We start from the raw sequence: 17,878 nt of genomic DNA, 5'->3' as shown, positions 1-17,878 counted from the left end.
GCTGCTGTCCGCGGTTTGGGGTTGCGGTGCCGGCTCGAGCTCGACGGAGATCCGGTGGAACTGCCGCAACCTACCGGGTGACCCTCCTCCGACCTCGCACACCGGCCGGGGAACAATAAACTGCAACGCGAAGCAGGCGGGCCGTCCCTCAGCGTGCCGAGCCGGCCCGCTGGTCCAGGACCCAGCCCCACGCCCGCCGCGCCCAGTCTGACGGTTTGCCCTCGATCAGCAGCTTCCGCGTGTGGATGTCCAGCACCAGCAGGTAGAACGTGAACAGCAGCGCCGTCACGAACGCCAGGGACGACGCGTCAATAGGCAGCTCCACAAAGGACCAGACCGAGAGCTGGTCCTGCGCGCCGAACACCACAAAGAACGTTATGCCCACGTAGAGGCACCGGATCTGCCAGTCATTCCGGATACCCGTCACGGCCAGGAACGGCAGGAACCAGAGGATGTACCAGGGCTGGATGATGGGTGAAAGCATCACGACGGCGGTAAACGCCAGGGCCAGCCGGCGCACCGCCCGCGAGTAATCGCCACGGAACATCAGCAGCAGCACCAGCCCGATGGCCGCCCACTTCATCCCGGTGCGCAGCAGGTCCGCAAACGTGCCGCCCGGCAGCCCCAGCACGTTGCCGAGGAACTCAATCTGCTGCCCCAGGAAGCCTGACGGCGAATAGCCGGTGTAACCCGGCGTCGGATCCATGATGGCCCAGACCCAGCCCAGCCCGAGGTTGTACGGGATGCCGCTGAGCGCCAGCACCGCGAAACTGATTCCCGCCGTCGCGCCCCAAATCAGGAACTTCCGTGTCCACGAGGCGGCCGGCCCCGCCCACATAACCCCGATGAACGGGAGCAGCAGAACCGTAATGGGCTTGATCCCGATCGAGGCGGTGACCAGAAGTATGCCGGTGAGGTAATGCTTTGTCGCGGCGAAGTAGACACCGGCGACGGCGAGGCCCACCATCAGCGCGTCGTTGTGGGCGCTGGCCACGAAGCTGATGAGGAACAGCGGGTTGGCCACCGCGATCCAGAGTGCGCGCGCGCCGTTGATGCCGTGCAGTTCGGCCAGCTTGGGCACGTAGATAACGCAGAGCAGAACGCCGACGCCGGCAAGCAGGCGGAACAGCAGCACGGACACGTCCGGCTGTGCCCCTGTCAGCTCCACCACTCCGCGGGCGAGCCACAGGAAGTAGGGCCCGTAGGGGGTCCGGTTCTCGGCCCATGCCGGGTCCGCGCCGAGGGCAAACCAGTTGTTGAGGGTGGAGATGCCTACGGTGTAGGGGTTCTGGCCTTCCATGACCAGGCGGCCCTGGCCGGTGTAGGCGTAGACATCGCGGGAGAAGATGGGGACGGCCAGCAGGAGCGGCAGGGACCAGGCGGAGATGGCGATGACCACCGAGCGCAGCGAGTGTTCGCCCCAGTCGTCCAGCCGCTGGCCCAGCCGGAGCCAGGACCGCATCAGGAGCATCGCCCCCACGGTCAGGAGCACGGTGGACAGCGTCACGCCCCAGCCCTCGGTCCGCAGGGCGATGACCACCGGCTGGCGGATCATGGGTGAGCCGTTGGCGATCCAGCCCGTTCCGATCGAGCCCACAAACATCATGAGGGCGCCGAGAAACCCCTGCCACGTGGCGATGTACACCCGGCGCTTCGTGGGGGGAGCTACGGCGGGCGCAGCGGACTTCGGAAGTTCCGCCGCAGTCTTTTTCGACGGACCCGGGAAGCTCTCCGAAGTGCTGATGTGTGAACCGCCTGCCGTCATGTCTTGTGTGGTCCCCTACTTACGTTACGGCGCTGGCTGGACTAGCTATAGGCCGGTCTACAACCCAGCCATTTTAGCAGTTGGCCTAGCGCGCGCCCCAGACCTTTCCCGGCGGACGTGCCCCCTATTTCGCAACGAGGCGTCGCGCCGCCCCATCCCCGCCCATGAATGAAGCCGCCACTGCCGGCTTCACCAGCACGATCGGACCCAGCCATGGCCGTACGAAGCGTCCCCGAAGCCCGGGCCGGCACGCCTCAGCGGCTCCAATCAGTCCGCGCCACCCTTCGCTCGCCGCGGCGGCTGAAGACCGAGGCGCTGGCAGGCCTCGTGGTGGCACTGGCCCTGATCCCGCCATGATTGCTGCCGCCACCGGCGCCGTAGCCCTGGTCATCGCGCCGCTGATGCGCAGCCACGGCCTGGACCACCTGATCGCAGCGGTGAGCCTGGCGGGCGTCTTCCAGATCCTGCTGGCGGTCCTCGGCGTGACCCGGCTGATGCGGTTCATCCCGCGCTCGGTGATGGTGGGCTTTGTGAACGCCCTGGCCATCCTGGTGTTCATGGCCCAAGTGCCCGAACTGATCGGCGTGCCGTGGCTGGTCTATCCGCTGGTGGCGGTGGGACTGGTCATTGTGGTGGGGCTGCCAAGAATTACGACGGCGGTGCCCTCACCGTTGGTGGCCATGGTGGTGCTCACCCTGTTTGCCGTCCTCGCCGGCGTGGACGTCCCCACCGTGCAGGACAAGGGCCAGCTGCCCGAGAGCCTGCCGTCCCTATTCATCCCGAGCGTTCCCCTTACCTGGGAGACGTTCCAGATCCTGGCGCCGTTCTCCCTCTCGATGGCACTGGTGGGACTGCTGGAATCGCTGATGACCGCCAAGCTCGTGGACGACATCACCGACACCCGCTCCAACAAGTCCCGCGAGTCCTGGGGCCAGGGCGTGGCGAACATCGTCACCGGCTTCTTCGGCGGCATGGCGGCTGCGCCGTGATCGGCCAGACCATGATCAACGTCAAGGGATCCGGGGCACGGAGCCGGGTGTCCACGTTCCTCGCCGGCGTCTTCCTGCTGGTCCTCGTGATGGCGCTCGGCGACGTGGTGGGCATGATCCCGATGGCCGCGCTGGTGGCCGTGATGATCTTCGTTTCGGCCATCACCTTCGACTGGCACTCCATCGCCCCGCGGACCCTGCGCCGGATGCCCAAGTCCGAGACCGCCGTTATGCTGATCACCGTGGCCGTGGTGTCGGCCACGCACACCTGGCCATCGGCGTCGGGGCGGGTGTGCTGGCGGCCACGGCCCTGTTCGCCTGGCGGGTGGCGCATTTCGTCATGGTGGAGCGTACCGTCGTCGAACTTAACGGCGAGAACGTGGCCACCTACACCGTGGACGGCGAATTGTTCTTTGCCTCATCCAACGACCTCTACACGCAGTTCGAGTACGCCCTGGACGCCGAGCCGGGCATCAGCCGGGTGATTGTGGACCTGCACGCTTCGCACCTCTGGGACGCGTCAACCATCGCGGTGCTGGACGCCGTGACCGAGAAGTACCGCCGGCACGGACGGGAAGTGGAGCTGATCGGGCTCAATGCCGCCAGCGTGGCCATGCGGGAGCGGCTGGCGGGGAAGCTGAACTAGCCGATCCGGTCGCTGTGGACCGTGCGGTTCCTGCCCAGCGACTTGGCCACGTAGAGAGCCCGGTCGGCGGCTCCGATGAGGTCCTCCACATCGGAGGTCCCGGCGTCGTACATCGCCACGCCATAACTGACGGTAGGCATCTCAAGTCCCCCGGCAGTTGGTATCTGGGCCAGGCGCCTGCTGACTTCCCCGGTGATTTTCTCCGCACGACCGGCGGAAGCGCCTTCGATCAGGAGGACAAACTCTTCCCCGCCGTACCGTCCCACCAGGTCCGTGGACCGGACGGTGTCTCGGCACGCGCGGGCGAAGGCCTGGAGCGCGAGGTCGCCGGCGGCATGGCCGTGGGTGTCGTTGACCGACTTGAAGTGGTCGAGGTCTGCGAGGATCACGGCACCGGTCCCCTGAGCCACGGCCGGGTCCTTCAACAGCGTCCCGGCCAGGTCCAGGAAGGCTTTGCGGTTGAGCAGCCCCGTCAAATCGTCCCGGGTGGCCACCATATGCAGGGCCCTGGTCTGCTGTTCGCTGCTGAGCGCGGCCATGCTGAAAGACACCACCACCAGCAGCACCATGGTGAGCATGGTGGTGACCGCGGAACCAAAGAACAACTCGAAGATGGGCCCTCCCGGCCCATCTGTAAGAAACGCAATAAGGCGGCCCGTGTAGAAGACGGCCACCAGCCCGACAGATGCCGTCATGGGGACGCGGACGCGGGTGTAACCTGGCTCAGTCGGCCACATTTCGCGGGTCGCCAGGCCGAACATCAGCGCCATCGAAGCGAGAAAAACCGGGCCCCCTGCCCACGTGTTCGTGGCCGGACTGTCGAGAACGGAAGCCAGCAGGGTCGCGGCGGGCGCGGCCACCAACATCCACGGCCGCGGAAGTTCGCGCCGCAGTGAACATGCACTGGACCAAACACTCACCGCCCCCGAAACCAACAGGACATTCCCCAATGGATTGGCCCACCGTTGATGGGGCGTGCCATCGAGCAGGAAGGCCAGGGCTCCCGTGAGGAAAAACGCCAGTGCGGCGCACCACAAGCCGCAGTATTGAGCGCGCGTAGTGCGGTAGGCGAAGAAGTAGAACAGGAGAGCCATCAGGAGGGCCATCAGGCCGAAGGCGACCCGCAGCGTGGCTGTATCCAGGATCATGTAAGAAGTTCCCCCCGACCGCCGAGTGATGCAAACCTCAGTATTACACCGGCGTCGGACATTGTAGCCCCGCCCACCCCCGGAGTTTTTGTCCACCTATTCGGCTTTGGAGGCCGTCCAGGGGCCGATATCTGCCCAAAAATTCGGGAGGTTACTGGCCGTGCGTGCGGATAATCCGTCGCTGCGCGGCCAGGGCGATGGCTGAGGTCCGGTTGTCCACGCCGAGCTTGCCGTAGATGTGCACCAGATGGGTCTTGACGGTGGCCTCGGAAATATACAGCCGCCGGGCAATGGCGCGGTTGGTCAGGCCGGTTGCCAGCAGTTCAAGCAACTGCACTTCGCGGGGTGTGAGGGCGGTTTCCGGGCTGCTGATCCGCGACATCAACAGTGCGGCAACCTTGGGTGCGAGCGCCGTCTGGCCGGCCGCGGCCGACAGCACTGCCTGCCGGATCTGTTCCGGCGGGGCGTCCTTGAGCATGTAGCCGCTGGCGCCTGCCTCCACCGCTGCCAGGATGTCCGCCTCGGTGTCGTAGGTGGTCAGGATCAGGACCGGCGGCGGAGAGTCCAGTTGCCGGATCGCGGCGGTGGCGGTGACGCCATCCATCCCGGCACCCATCTGCAGGTCCATCAGCACCACGTCCACGCGCTCCCCCAGCGTCCGCAGCCGCGCGAGTTCACGCAGCGCGGCGTCGCCGTCGGCGGCCTCGGCGGCCACGCTGAAGTCCTCGAATTCGGTGAGCATGGCGCGCAGGCCCGCACGGACCACGGGGTGGTCATCCACCAGGAGAATGCGGAGATTACCCATCAGTCCCGCTCCCCTTTCGGCGTCGCAGCCGCGCCGCTCAGCGGCAGCCGGATGGCGACGACGGTCCCCTCGCCGGGTGCCGTCTCCACGTCCACGGTTCCGCCCAGTTCGGCCGCCCGGGCAGCTAGCGAGCGCAGCCCAAACCCGCTGCCGTCCACCCGGCCGGCCACCCCGGAACCCGGCGCTTCCGGCACAAAGCCCGTGCCGTCGTCGTACACGTCCAGGGTGACCTCGTCCCCAAGGAACGCGAGGGTGACGACGGCGGTGCGTGCCTTCGCGTGCTGCCTCACGTTGGCGAGGCTGGCCTGGGCGGCGCGGAGCAGCGTGACGCTGTACTGCGGCGGCAGCTCCGCGGGATCGCCCACCAGTTCGAAGCGGCAGCGGAGCCCGTCGCCGCGCGCGGCGGCCAGGGTTTCGGTTTCGCCGCAGAGCCGCTGCAGGCTTTCCGGGAGAGACGACTCCTGGAGCCGGGGCGCCGTGAGCCCGCGGACAAAGCTGCGGGCCTCCGCGAGGTTTTCCGACGCCGTCTGCTGCACCAGTGCGAACCGCTCGGCGGCGGTGGCAAGATCGCCGCTGGCCAGGGACTTCTCCGCGGCCCGCGCCACCAGGACGATGCTGGACAGGCCCTGCGCGAGGGTGTCGTGGATTTCGCGGGCCAGGCGCTCACGTTCGGCCGCGACGCCTGCGTCGTGCTGGGTTCGGGCCAGTTCGGCCCGGGTGCGGCGGAGTTCGTCCGCGGCCAGGCGCTGCGCCTCACTCTCCTGGTAGAGAGCGCGGTATGCCAGCCCGGTGACCACCGCGAAGACGGCACCCAGCCCCGGCCCCAGGACCATCGGCAGGGAGGGCGACGGCAGCCCGCTGGCCACCCACTGCGAGGCCACGACGGCGGCCGTCATCGCGGCGATGGTGAGCAGCGCAATCCATCGCCGCAGGACATGCAGGTGGAGGAAGAAGAGCGGAAAGGCGACCCAGGAAAATTCGGCGCTGCCGGCGAGGAGGACGCCCCACAGCGCGGTGACCAGGCCCAGCCACGGGGCGGCGTAGGGGTGCGGATTGAAGCTGGAGCGGCCGGCGGCGAAGCGCTTCTCCAGGACGGTGCCGGCGAGGTATGCCCCGGCCAGGGCGACGGCGAGCGCGGACCAAATGTAGCGACGCGCTCCGGCGGGAGTGCCCGCGTCGGCCGCTCCGTCCGCGAGGTGCATCCGCAGGATGGCCACGAGCAGCAGCACCGCAAACCCGACATGCAGCGTCACCCGAAGGAACCGCAGGATGGCAGCCCCCGACGGGGTGGTCTGTGGGTCCGCGGCAGGCATTCCCCCAGCTTATGCGCCCGTGGGGGCGGGCGGATCAACCAAAAGGTTGACCGGCGCGTCAACCCTTCGAACCGCCCGGCTCAACCAAGTCCCCGATGTGGGCCGGGCCGATGCGCCGGAGAGTTGATGCAGAAGGAATTTCACCCCGACTGAAGGAAGTACAACGTGTTTCTCGCTATTCGCGACATCCGGTTCGCCAAGGGCAGGTTCGCCCTGATGGGCGGCGTGGTGGCCCTGGTGACGCTGCTCCTGGTGCTGCTGTCTGGCCTCACCGCCGGGCTGGGCGACCAGTCGACGTCGGCCATCGGGAAGCTGGGCGCCGGCCCGCTTGGCGGTGCGTCCGGCACTTCCGGCGTTGAGGCGAAACCGGTGGACAGCATCGTTTTCGGCGCCCCGGGTACCAACCAGCCCACGGCGTCCTACACGGAAAGCGAGGTGACGGCCGCGCAGGTGGACAGCTGGAAGCATGTCGCCGGGGTGGACAGGGCCGAGCCCCTGGGAATCAGCCAGTCACGCCTCCAGGGCGGCGACGGCGGCACTACCAATGTGGCGGTGTTCGGCGTCGCCGAGGACGGGCTGCTCGCGCCGGCCGCGGTCCGGGCGGGCTCGGTGGTGATCGGCGCGACCGTTGCCGCAGATCTCTCGCTCGACGTCGGCGATACGGCCACGGTGGGTGTCACTGAAGTGACCGTCACCGACGTCGTCGATGATCAGTGGTATTCGCATACCGGTGTGGTGTGGACGGCACTGTCCACCTGGGCTGAGACGGCCCACCTGGCCCCGGCCGCCGGCAGCTCGCCGGGAAGTGGGCCGGTGGCGACCGTCGTGGCTGTCACTTACCAGGACGGGGCCGTGGTGGACGAGGCGTCGGCCAACGCGATGGCACGCACGGTCAGCACCAGCCGCACCGGCTCGTTCCAGGCGCTGGGTTCCTTCAAGAGCGAAAACGGATCGCTGATGCTGATGCAGGCGTTCCTCTACGGGATTTCGGCGCTGGTGATCGTGGCGTTCCTGACGGTCTGGACCCTGCAGCGGACGCGCGATATCGCCGTGCTCAAGGCCATGGGCGCGTCCGGTGGTTACGTGCTGCGCGACGCCATCACGCAGGCTGCCGTCGTGCTGCTGGCCGGAGCGGGTCTTGGCGGGGCCGTCGGCATTCTGGGCGGGTTCGCCGCAGCGCAGGCCGCGCCCTTCCTGGTCACTCCCGCCACCACGCTGCTTCCCGTGCTCGGAATTGTTGCCCTCGGCCTGGCCGGTGCCGCGTTGGCTGTCCGGCGGGTCACCACGGTTGATCCGCTGATTGCCCTCGGCGGCAACTAACCCTTCCCCCGCATCTCCCGAAAGGTACTTCCCATGTCTGTTACTGCTGCCGCATCCTTCGCCGCGTCAACTGCCGGCTCCGCCCTCACCCACCCGCTGACCCTCAGCGATGTCACCCTCGAATACCCGGACGGGGGCGGAACCATCAAAGCCCTGGACAGCGTCAGCCTCCAGGTCGCCGCCGGCCGGATGGTCTCGTTGGTGGGGCCGTCCGGTTCGGGCAAGTCCAGCCTCCTGGCCGTCGCCGCAACCCTGGTCCGCCCTAGTAATGGGCAGGTGGTGATCGACGGGATCACAACGGCAGGCCTGAAGGACAGGGAACTGACCGCGCTGCGCCGGGAGAAGGTGGGCATCATCTTCCAGCAACCCAACCTCCTGGCGTCCCTGACCGCCGTCGAGCAGTTGATGATCGGCCACCACCTGCGCGGCAAACCGCTGAAGGCCGCGCGTTCGCGCGCCACGGAACTGCTGGATCTGGTGGGCTTGGCTGGGTCCGCGGACAAGCGGCCGCACCAGCTCTCGGGCGGTCAGCGGCAGCGGGTGAACATTGCCCGCGCCCTGATGGGCAGCCCGAAAGTGCTGCTGGTGGATGAGCCGACGGCGGCGCTGGACCACGCGCGCAGCGCGTCAATCGTGGGGCTGCTGCGCCGGGTGACGGACGAGTTCCAGGTCGCCACCGTGATGGTCACACACGAAACCGAATTCGTCCCGCTGACGGACGCCGTCGCCGTGATGCGCGACGGGGGTCTGACGGCGCCGGCGGTGCCGGCGGTACCGGCATAGGTGTTGGGCCGGCGCCTTTCCGGCGCCCCGGTACCTTCCCGGCTTCAGCCGCCTGGCAGCTGGGAGCGCGTCGGGTCAGCCACGTCATGGCAGTGGCGCAGCAGGTCTATTGCCCGGTCAGCATCCTCGTTTTTGAGGGCCTCCAGAATCTGCCGATGATCGTGGACCACCTTCTTTTGATAGCCAGCACCTTGCCGATAGGTCATGGTGATGCGCTTCTGGATGGGATGGTTCCAAACGGACGTGAGCACACTCAGCAGGAAGCTGTTTCCGGCCGGCTCGACGAGGGCTATGTGAAAGGACTGGCCCAGCCGGAACAGTTCCAGGTTGTCCGAGGGGTCGATGATTGCAGTCTCCTCCGTCAGACTGCTCATGCGCAGCATCTGCTGGGGAGTGTAATGGCCACATGCGCGTTGGACCGCCAGCGCTTCGAGGGCGTAACGCACGTCAAAAACATCCGCGATTTCGCTTTCGTCCAGTTCGTTGACGATGTAGCCGCGGCCAGGAACGAGCGTGGTCAGCCCTTCCAGAGTCAAGCGGGTAAGGACGTCCCGGACCGGAGTCCGGGAGACCCCGTATTGCGCTGCCACCTGCTCCTGGACGAGGGCGGTGCCTGACGTAATCTGTCCCGTGGCGATGTCAGCGGTGATCAAATCGTAGACCTTCTCGGCCAAGGGCCGGAGATCCTTCGGTTGTACGGCCATGGGACCTCTGCTTTCAGTTCCTGCAATTTTGACACGAATGACACGACGTGAAAGTTCAGGCAATGCCCCTGATTCCCGCTTTATTGCCCTTGAGATCACCCCGGGAAATGCTTGACCCTTATCCAATTCTCTGAATACACTGTATACAGTCAATTTTGAGGAGAACAAAGATGTTCGTTTTGAATACCTGGTACGTGGCAGCGTGGTCCGCGGACGTGTCCCGCAAACCCGTACGCCGCGTCATCTGCAAGCAGCCCATCGTCCTTTTCCGCACTCAGGACAACGAAGCCGTGGCACTGGCTGACAGGTGCGCCCACCGCGCCTTTCCCCTGTCGGAAGGGCGGACTGTCGGGGACTCCGTCGAGTGCGGCTACCACGGCTTCACGTACGGCCCGGACGGGGCGTGCACGCGGGTTCCGGCGCAGACCTCCATCCCGGAACGTGCCCGGGTACGCAAGTATCCCCTCGTCGAAAAAGACGGCTGGATCTGGGTCTGGACGGGCGACGCCGAACTGGCCGATCCGGCGCTGGTCCCGGATACACACTGGATGGTGGATCCTGAATGGGCAACCGTCACGCACTCCTACCACTTCAAGTGCCGCACGGACCTTATTCACGACAACCTGCTGGACCTGACGCACGAATCATTCCTGCACCAGACCACCGTCGGCGACGATTACATTTACGAGCACGGAATCACGGTTGAAGTGGACGGCAATGTGGTCAGCGTAGACCGCCTTATGCCCTCGGTGGCAGCTCCCCCGCTTTATGCGGAGACCATGGATGCGCGCGGCCTGTTCGACCGGTTCCACTGCACGGAATTCTTTGTACCCAACCTGCACGTGCTGCACTCAGGGATCACGGGCGAGGGCCGGCCCCGGGAAGAAGGATTCCTGATCAAGGTACTCAACGGCATCACACCCATTGACGAGCACAACAGCTGGTACTACTACGCGTTCAGCCGCAACTTCGCAGTCGACAATGCCCAGGCCACCGAGGATCTCCGGGTGGGACTGAGCACCGTCCTGGACGAAGACGCCGCAGCCCTTGAGGCCCAGGAAATTGGCATGATCACACGGCCAGCCGGGGAGCACGATGTGCTCATCGCCCAGGACGGGGGTGTGGCAAAGGCGCGGCGCATCCTCTCGGCACTGCTTCGTAAGGAGCAGCAGGCAGCGTCCGCAGACATCGCCCGGGTACCCGCCGCCCAAGGAAGGGGCTAGGTATGTGGATGCTCATCCGGGCCAACGACGTTGGCGCCGTCAGGGCACCGTCCGGGGCCCGGATCCTTGCCGCCAACCCTGACTCGGCCGAACGCGGGGATCCTTGGCGGTGGACGGTGGAGATCGACGAAACGACCCCGGAACCGCTTGCGGCGGTCACGGCCAACAATGCCTATGTCCGCACCAGCAGCGCCCGCTACGGAGGCAACTACACCGGCGTCTTCAAGCGGGATGCTGGTGAGCAGATTGTCATGGCTGGCCTTGCCGGTGAGGCGCTGGTCTCCGCTGAAGATGGGCCATGGCAACGATGGCTCAGACCGGGCGACACCTTCATTGTCGAAGGCGAAGACCCAGAGTCGATTCGCCTCTCCCTGACCGCCGGTGAATCGGCCGTGCAGGTCATTACCCTCTCCCCCACACGTGCCAAAGTCCTCCGATGGGTCCCCTGACCGTCGTGCCATATGCCGGGTCCCAATACGTTTCAGCGTCGAAAGGTATCACCATGAGCCACCTCCGCAATCCCCTCATCCTCACAGGCGCCATGCTCCTGGCCCTGTCCGCCAGCTCCTGCACTGCGGTCTCGGAGGCCTCTCCGCAAGGCCCGGCCGCGGCCGCCAGCAACGCTCCAGCATCCGGCGCCCCCGCTATACCAATTAATGAAGCAGCCCGTGGCCTTCTCCCCGAAAACATCCGCGCCGCCGGTGTCCTGAGGGTCGCATCGGATCCCACCTACGCGCCCTTTGAATACTTCGATACCGACAACAAGACCATGATCGGCTGGGATGTTGACTTCACTGACGCAGTGGGGGCGGCGCTGGGACTGAAGATCGAGCACGTCCCCGCAACGTTTGACACCATCCTTCCCGGACTCGCCTCAGGCAAGTACGACATGGCAGCCTCCTTTTTCTCCGTAACACCCGAGCGGGAAAAAATCGTTGATTTCGTTCAGTACATCAACAGCGGCTCAGGAGTCGCTGTCCTGGCGGGCAACCCCCAAAAGATCACCATGGACCCCCTGACCATGTGCGGCAAGGCCGTCGCCGCACAAAAAGGTTCGATTCAGTCCATGGAAATTCTGCCTGCGTTCTCGGCCAAGTGCACCGAGGCAGGCAACACGGGCATCGACATCCAGAGTTTCCCCTCGCAGTCCGATGCCAATCTCGCCCTCGTCTCCGGGCGTGTGGATGGCGTCGTCGCGGACAGTGTCACGCTCGCCTACCAAGGCAAGCATGCAAACGACAAGTTCGAACTGGCTGAAGGCAAGGATTACAACCCGGAACCAATTGGCCTGGCACTTAACAAGGAATCCGGACTGAAGGCAGCGGTCACAGAGGCTGTGCGGGATGTGCTGAACAGCGGCCACTATCCGGCGATCAGCGAGAAGTGGGGCGTACCCTCTAGCGTCCTGGTCACAGCCGATGTACTGGCGCAAAAGTAAGTGGACACTTTGATGACAACAACAACACCCCAGCTCGCCGCAGCGGCTACCGGCGACGAATATACCGTCGTCAAAGCCAAGCACCCCGGGCGTTGGGCGTCCGCCGCCATCATTGTGCTCATCGGCGGGCTGCTCCTGCAATCGGTGCTAACAAATGCCAACTTCGGTTGGGACGTGGTCATGACCTACCTCAGCGAGGTCTCCATCGGCCAGGGAATCCTCGTCACCCTTGAACTGACCGCGATCAGCATGATCATCGGGGCAATCCTTGGAGTGGTCTTCGCCGTAATGCGGCTCTCACCCAACCCCGTGGTGCGTACCGCTGCCTTCGCTTACATCAGTTTTTTCCGCGGAACCCCGGTGCTCGTCCAGCTGCTCTTCTGGTTCAACCTGGCTGCACTGTACCCCGTCATCACCCTCGGCATCCCAGGACTCCATCTGGATGCAAACCAGCTCATCACCCCACTCACTGCCGCCATCCTGGGCCTGGGGCTCAACCAGGGCGCGTACATGTCGGAAATCGTTCGGGCCGGAATCCTGTCCGTCGACAACGGGCAGATAGAGGCTGCCGAAGCGTTGGGCATCACCCGCATGCAGACCATTCGCAGGATCGTGCTGCCCCAGGCCATGCGCGTCATCATCCCTCCCACCGGGAATGAGACCATCGGCATGCTCAAATCCACCTCGCTCGTCAGCGTTATTGCAGTTCCTGAGCTCTTGTACTCGGCGCAGGTCATCTATGCCCGGACGTTTGAGACCATTCCGATGCTGATCGTTGCCAGCCTCTGGTACCTCCTGATCACGTCCATTCTGACCATCGGCCAGTACTACCTGGAGCGCAGATACGCACGCGGTAACCAGCGCAACCTGCCGCCCACGCCGTTTCAACAGCTTCGGAAGTTCTTCCGCACCCACGATGCCCTGTCACTTAAGAGCATCTCCTTGAAAGGCGGCCCGCGATGACGGTCCAAACAGCGCCGGAGCCAATGGTCAGGGCGAATTCAATCCACAAAAGCTACGCGGGCAACGAAGTCCTCAAGGGCATCGACATGGAAGTCGCCCGCGGTGAGGTGGTCTGCCTCATCGGTCCGTCAGGTTCAGGGAAAAGCACCTTCCTGCGCTGTATAAACCACCTGGAAACAGTGGACGGCGGCCGGATGTGGGTGGACGGGACCATCGTGGGCTACGACCTCAAAGGCACCAGGCTCCACGAGCAAAACCACCGGGATGTGTGCCGCCAGCGGATGGACATCGGGATGGTGTTCCAGCAATTCAACCTGTTCCCCCACATGACCGTCTTGGAAAACCTGATCGAGGCGCCGCGTCTGGTACGAAAAGAAAAGAAAGCCACCGTGACGGCCCGTGCCCTGGACCTCCTGGAAAAGGTGGGTCTAAGCGATAAAGCTAACGCGTACCCGCGCCAGCTCTCCGGAGGCCAGCAGCAACGCGTCGCCATTGCCCGGGCGCTGTGCATGGAACCCAAACTGATGCTGTTCGATGAACCAACATCGGCCCTCGATCCGGAGCTGGTAGGGGAAGTACTTAAGGTCATGAAGGACCTGGCCCTGTCAGGGATGACCATGATTGTTGTGACGCATGAGATGAACTTCGCACGGGACGTCGCGGACCGCGTCGTGTTCATGGATGGCGGCCACGTTATCGAACAAGGCCCTGCCCGTGATGTGATCACCAGCCCGGCGAACGAGCGGACGAAAGCCTTCCTGGCATCCGTCCTGTCCGGAGAGGGAACCAGCTGACATGGAGAAAGGGTTCTTTGACGTGGTGGTCCACTCAGTGGACAGCCAGTCCGACCACGTCGTTTCGCTGATTTTGGAACACCCCCTGGGGCAGGACCTTCCGCTCTGGCACCCGGGCGCGCACGTCGACGTTCAGCTTCCCAACGGCCTGGTTCGCCAGTACTCGCTCTGCTCGGACCCTGAAGAACCACGCAGCTGGCGCATTGCCGTGCTTCGCGAGCCCGACGGGAGGGGCGGTTCGGCCTACGTCCACGACGAACTGAAACGGGGCACAAAACTCCAGGTCCGGGGACCCCGGAACAACTTCCCCCTGACCCCTGCGGAGCGGTACCTGTTCATCGCGGGAGGCATCGGCCTCACACCCATCATTTCCATGGTCCGGCGCGTCATACAGCAGGACGTCCCATGGGATCTGGTCTACCTCGGCCGCACCCTGAACTCAATGGCCTTCGTCAAGGAAATCAACGCATTCGGGGACAACGCCCGGATCCATGTCAGCCAGAATGCCGGACCCTATCCGTTGAATGACCTCGTTGACCAACTCGCTCCCGGCACGGCGGTTTACGCTTGCGGGCCGCAGAGACTCCTCGACGGTCTGGAAGCGGCCTCCCACCGATGGGCCGATCCGTCAGCCCTCCACTGCGAGAGATTTTCACTTGGCCCCGGCGAAACAGCCACTGTGGAGTCCAACTCATCGTTCGTCGTCGAACTGGCCGACGGGACAGAAGTGCCGGTCCCCCCAGAGTTGACCATCCTCGAGGCGCTGGAATCGGTTGGTGTTAACCCGGTCAACTCCTGCCGCGAAGGCATCTGCGGTACGTGCGAGACTCCCGTCCTGCACGGAGAAATCGATCACCGGGACACCTTGCTGTCGCCGGAGGAACGCGACGAAGGGACCACCATGATGATCTGCGTGTCCCGGTGCCGTGGCAAGCGGCTGGTCTTGGATCTATGAGCCGGGACGGGTCCGAGGAGGCCCTGCCCGTTCAAACAGTCGTCGGGCAATGCCCCACAGACTGTCCCTACTGCAACGGGCCGGAAACTGACTAGCCAAGGTTGATCGTCACGGCCTCACGTATCGTTGTGGAGCCCGGTGGCGCCCGCTTGCGGCTACCACGCGCCGTGCCGGCACCGTTTCTTGCCTACCCCCCGCAGGCACCCCGGAGTAGGGTTCCGTCATGGACATCATCCTGGTACCCGGTTTCTGGTTGGACGCGTCCTCGTGGGAGGAGGTGATGCCTGCCCTGGAGGCGGCGGGGCACACGACCCACCCTCTGACTCTGCCCGGCCTTGAGTCGGTGGACGCACGGCGGGGCGGCATCACCCTCAAGGACCATATCGCCGCCGTCGTAAATGTTGTGGACGGCCTCAACGGAAAGGTGGTCCTGGTGGGGCACTCCGGTGGTGGCGCGGTTATCCACGGAGTGGCGGACGCGCGGCCGGACCGCGTTGCCCGGAACATCTACGTGGACAGCGGACCGCTCGGCGAGGGCGGCGCCATCAATGACGAACTGCCCACCAAGGGCGACGACGTGCCGCTGCCACCGTGGGACGGTTTCGAGGACGCCGACCTGGTGGACCTTACCGACGACCTGCGCGCGTCGTTCCGGGCGCGGGCCATCCCCGAGCCCAGGGGCGTGGCCTACGGCAAGCAGCGCCTGCACGACGTTCGCCGCTACGACGTTCCGGCGACTGTGATCGCGTGCCAGTTCCCATCGTCGCTCCTCACCGAATGGATCGACGCCGGCCACCCCTTCACCGCCGAACTGGCCCGCATCCGCGATGTGGAATACGTTGACCTCCCCACCGGCCATTGGCCCCAGTTCACCAAACCTGTGGAATTGGGCCAGGCGATCCTGGCGGCGGTGGAGCGGACGGGGTGACGCGGCGGGCCTAAGCAGGGACATCAGCTGATCTCCCGCGAGTTCCATTATCGGCTAAAAGTCAGGCCATTAAATGGCCTGACTTCTGGCTATAATCACAGTATGAAAACCGTGCCTCTTAGCGAAGCCAAGGACAAGCTTTCCGCACTCGTGGAGGAGGCGGACAAGACGCATGAGATCATCCAGATCACCCGCCACGGGCACCCGTCAGCGGTGTTGATGTCCGCTGACGACCTCGAGTCACTCCAGGAAACCATCCACTGGCTATCGCAGCCGGACATCAGGACAGATTTGGAACAGGCCCGGCGCGACATCGAGGCAGGGAACACCGTCAGCGGCGATGACCTGCGCCGCGAGTTTGGGCTACCGCCGAGGTGACGGAGGAGCCATCGAACGAGCAGGGCCCTTGGAGAATCGAAGTCACCAGCCCCGCGCTGAAGGGGTTTCGTCGGCTGCCGGAGAAGGCTGCTGCCGCAATTGTCGAATTCGTTACTGGAGTTCTGGCCGACCATCCCCGCCGGCTCAGCAAGCCCCTCACAAGTGAACTCCTGGGCCTGCGCACCGCACGCCGTGGTGACTACCGCGTGTTGTTCACTCTCGATATTGAAGAGCACACCTTATATGTCCACCGCATCGAACACCGCGCGGACGTCTACACGCCTCGCTGACGAAGCCTCAGAGAGGGTGTGCGAGTGTGGTCCGGGTCAGCGAATTCGATCCGGGCTGCGCCGGCTCCTGACCAGCCCCAGACACAGGACGGCCGCTGCCGCGGAAACGGCCGCGACGATCCCGAACGGAACGGCGTCGTTGGCGCCGCCGATGCCCACCAAAGGGGCGGCGATCCCTCCGAAGGCGTACCGGGCCAGCCCCAGCAATGAGGAGGCCGTCCCGGCGATATCGGGATAATCCTTGAGTGCGAGTGAGGTGGCCGGCGGGCTGGTGACGGCCACGCCGCTGACCATGGTGAACAGGGACAGGACAATGGCAATCAGCGGCAGGTGCAGGACCGCCGTCGCCAGCAGACCCAGGGCGCCGGCCGCCGTCATGATCAGGCCCACGGTGAGCGTCCCCCGCTCGGACCACCGTTCAGCGAGGCGGCCCGCGACGAAACCGAAAACCACAAAGCCCAGTGAATTCAGGCCAAAGGCAAACGAGTAGCCCTGCGGGGAGAGCCCATACATGCCTTGTAGTATGTACGTTGCCCCGCTCAGATAGGCGAAGACCGCAGAATACGTGAAACCGGTGATCAGCACGGCGCCGACGAACACCGGGTCGGCGAGGAGTCTGCGGAAATCCTGGAGGGTGTGCGAGAGACCTCCGATCACCCGCCGCTCCGCGGGCAGGGTCTCCTTGAAGATCACCAATGACGCCAGCAGGACCGCGACCCCGACGGCTGCGAGGAACAGGAACACTCCCCGCCAGTCCGTAACGGTGGCCAGTTGCCCGCCAATGACCGGGCCGATGATGGCGGCCAGTCCGCCGAGAACCGTGAGGCGGCCGTAGTAGCGGATCAGCTTGGCGCCCGAGTAGACGTCCCGCCCGGCGGCCTGCGCAATAACGATGCCCACGGCGCCGGCCAGGCCCTGGACAAACCTAGCGACGATGAGCGTCTCGACGGTCGGGCTCAGCGCACACAGGACCGACGTGACCGTGTAGGCAACAACGCCGATCAGCAGCGGCGTCCGCCGGCCCAGGCGGTCCGAGAGCGGCCCGGCCACCAATTGGCCGATGGCGAGGCCCAGCAGACAGGCCGTGATGGTCAACTGGGCCACCGACGTCGTGCTTTGCAGCTCAGCCGTGAGGGCTGGGAGCACCGGAAGGTAGAGGTCCATGGAGATGGGACCGAAGATGGTCAGCAGGCCAAGCACAATCGCCAGGGGCCGGCCCACCGCCTGCTCGCGTGCGGGAATTGTGGTGTCGACGGCGGTCACGCTGGCTCCGTTCTATGGGTAGGGGCAAGACTGGGGTTCACGTTCAATACAACGCGGTCATCCCGGTCCTAGCGAGGGCCCTGCCTATCAGGGGTCTGCCAGTACCTCCCTCCGCTGCGCCCGACGGGCGTAGCATGAACGTCATTTCCGCTTTTTTGGCGCTTATGTACGTT

General features: G+C 65.1%; 17 protein-coding genes and 1 pseudogene. 12 read left to right on the top strand and 6 right to left on the bottom strand.

What is annotated here, in order from left to right; genetic code table 11:
- Window positions 1-148: 148 nt before the first annotated feature.
- On the bottom strand, window positions 149-1,765 hold the full coding sequence (gene mptB / locus AC3IT0_RS00700; RefSeq protein WP_489321928.1) for a polyprenol phosphomannose-dependent alpha 1,6 mannosyltransferase MptB: 1,617 nt from the start codon (window positions 1,763-1,765) through the stop codon (window positions 149-151).
- Between the two features lie 213 nt (window positions 1,766-1,978).
- Here mptB and AC3IT0_RS00695 point away from each other — a divergent pair.
- A pseudogene (locus AC3IT0_RS00695) lies at window positions 1,979-3,400 on the top strand (SulP family inorganic anion transporter).
- Here the strand turns inward: AC3IT0_RS00695 and AC3IT0_RS00690 are convergent.
- The 3 genes from AC3IT0_RS00690 to AC3IT0_RS00680 all read right to left on the bottom strand — a co-directional run bounded on the left by AC3IT0_RS00690 (window position 3,397) and on the right by AC3IT0_RS00680 (window position 6,666).
- Window positions 3,397-4,548: a GGDEF domain-containing protein gene (locus AC3IT0_RS00690; RefSeq protein ID WP_489321927.1), complete on the bottom strand. Its 1,152-nt coding sequence runs from the start codon at window positions 4,546-4,548 to the stop codon at window positions 3,397-3,399. The pseudogene AC3IT0_RS00695 and the gene AC3IT0_RS00690 overlap by 4 nt on opposite strands.
- 151 nt (window positions 4,549-4,699) lie before the next feature.
- The gene (locus tag AC3IT0_RS00685) at window positions 4,700-5,353 is read right to left on the bottom strand and encodes a response regulator (RefSeq protein ID WP_489321926.1); all 654 of its coding nucleotides are present in this window, start codon (window positions 5,351-5,353) and stop codon (window positions 4,700-4,702) included.
- A complete protein-coding gene (locus AC3IT0_RS00680; RefSeq protein ID WP_489321925.1) occupies window positions 5,353-6,666 on the bottom strand; it encodes a sensor histidine kinase in 1,314 nt (437 codons plus the stop codon). The genes AC3IT0_RS00685 and AC3IT0_RS00680 overlap by 1 nt, the downstream gene beginning before the upstream one ends.
- 165 nt (window positions 6,667-6,831) lie before the next feature.
- Between AC3IT0_RS00680 and AC3IT0_RS00675 the strand changes: the two genes are divergently transcribed.
- Together AC3IT0_RS00675 and AC3IT0_RS00670 are read left to right on the top strand one after the other, a co-directional pair.
- Complete coding sequence (locus AC3IT0_RS00675; protein WP_489321924.1) at window positions 6,832-7,986, top strand: FtsX-like permease family protein; 1,155 nt, start codon at window positions 6,832-6,834, stop codon at window positions 7,984-7,986.
- Window positions 7,987-8,019: 33 nt separating this feature from the next.
- Window positions 8,020-8,769, top strand: a complete 750-nt coding sequence (locus AC3IT0_RS00670) for an ABC transporter ATP-binding protein (protein ID WP_489321923.1) — start codon at window positions 8,020-8,022, stop codon at window positions 8,767-8,769.
- A 44-nt stretch (window positions 8,770-8,813) separates the two neighbouring features.
- Here AC3IT0_RS00670 and AC3IT0_RS00665 read toward each other — a convergent pair whose 3' ends face one another.
- Window positions 8,814-9,443, bottom strand: a complete 630-nt coding sequence (locus tag AC3IT0_RS00665; RefSeq protein WP_489321922.1) for a GntR family transcriptional regulator — start codon at window positions 9,441-9,443, stop codon at window positions 8,814-8,816.
- 200 nt (window positions 9,444-9,643) lie between these two features.
- On the opposite strand from AC3IT0_RS00665, the gene AC3IT0_RS00660 reads away from it, so the two are divergent.
- From AC3IT0_RS00660 to AC3IT0_RS00620, 9 genes are all read left to right on the top strand, one after another.
- Window positions 9,644-10,696, top strand: coding sequence for a Rieske 2Fe-2S domain-containing protein (locus AC3IT0_RS00660; RefSeq protein ID WP_489321921.1), 1,053 nt, complete (start codon window positions 9,644-9,646; stop codon window positions 10,694-10,696).
- 2 nt (window positions 10,697-10,698) lie between these two features.
- Window positions 10,699-11,145, top strand: a complete 447-nt coding sequence (locus tag AC3IT0_RS00655; protein ID WP_489321920.1) for a hypothetical protein — start codon at window positions 10,699-10,701, stop codon at window positions 11,143-11,145.
- A 53-nt stretch (window positions 11,146-11,198) separates the two neighbouring features.
- Window positions 11,199-12,134: an ABC transporter substrate-binding protein gene (locus tag AC3IT0_RS00650; protein ID WP_489321919.1), complete on the top strand. Its 936-nt coding sequence runs from the start codon at window positions 11,199-11,201 to the stop codon at window positions 12,132-12,134.
- 12 nt (window positions 12,135-12,146) lie between these two features.
- On the top strand, window positions 12,147-13,097 hold the full coding sequence (locus tag AC3IT0_RS00645; RefSeq protein ID WP_489321918.1) for an amino acid ABC transporter permease: 951 nt from the start codon (window positions 12,147-12,149) through the stop codon (window positions 13,095-13,097).
- Window positions 13,094-13,891 (top strand): amino acid ABC transporter ATP-binding protein, encoded by a 798-nt coding sequence (locus tag AC3IT0_RS00640; RefSeq protein WP_489321917.1) that lies wholly within the window; start codon window positions 13,094-13,096, stop codon window positions 13,889-13,891. Before AC3IT0_RS00645 ends, AC3IT0_RS00640 begins: the two co-directional genes overlap by 4 nt.
- Window position 13,892: 1 nt before the next feature.
- Window positions 13,893-14,846 carry a PDR/VanB family oxidoreductase gene (locus tag AC3IT0_RS00635; protein WP_489321916.1) on the top strand — a complete coding sequence of 318 codons (954 nt, stop codon included), beginning with the start codon at window positions 13,893-13,895 and terminating at the stop codon, window positions 14,844-14,846.
- 223 nt (window positions 14,847-15,069) lie between these two features.
- A complete protein-coding gene (locus AC3IT0_RS00630) occupies window positions 15,070-15,774 on the top strand; it encodes an alpha/beta fold hydrolase (protein WP_489321915.1) in 705 nt (234 codons plus the stop codon).
- 102 nt (window positions 15,775-15,876) lie between these two features.
- A complete protein-coding gene (locus AC3IT0_RS00625; RefSeq protein WP_056347465.1) occupies window positions 15,877-16,152 on the top strand; it encodes a type II toxin-antitoxin system Phd/YefM family antitoxin in 276 nt (91 codons plus the stop codon).
- Window positions 16,149-16,442: a type II toxin-antitoxin system RelE family toxin gene (locus AC3IT0_RS00620; protein ID WP_489321914.1), complete on the top strand. Its 294-nt coding sequence runs from the start codon at window positions 16,149-16,151 to the stop codon at window positions 16,440-16,442. Before AC3IT0_RS00625 ends, AC3IT0_RS00620 begins: the two co-directional genes overlap by 4 nt.
- Before the next feature lie 36 nt (window positions 16,443-16,478).
- On the opposite strand, the gene AC3IT0_RS00615 is transcribed toward AC3IT0_RS00620, so the two are convergent.
- Window positions 16,479-17,705 carry a multidrug effflux MFS transporter gene (locus AC3IT0_RS00615; protein WP_489321913.1) on the bottom strand — a complete coding sequence of 409 codons (1,227 nt, stop codon included), beginning with the start codon at window positions 17,703-17,705 and terminating at the stop codon, window positions 16,479-16,481.
- Between the last annotated feature and the right edge of the window lie 173 nt (window positions 17,706-17,878).

Source organism: Pseudarthrobacter sp. KH_020_B, from assembly GCF_057840185.1.
This window is presented reverse-complemented; position numbering and strand designations above follow the sequence as displayed.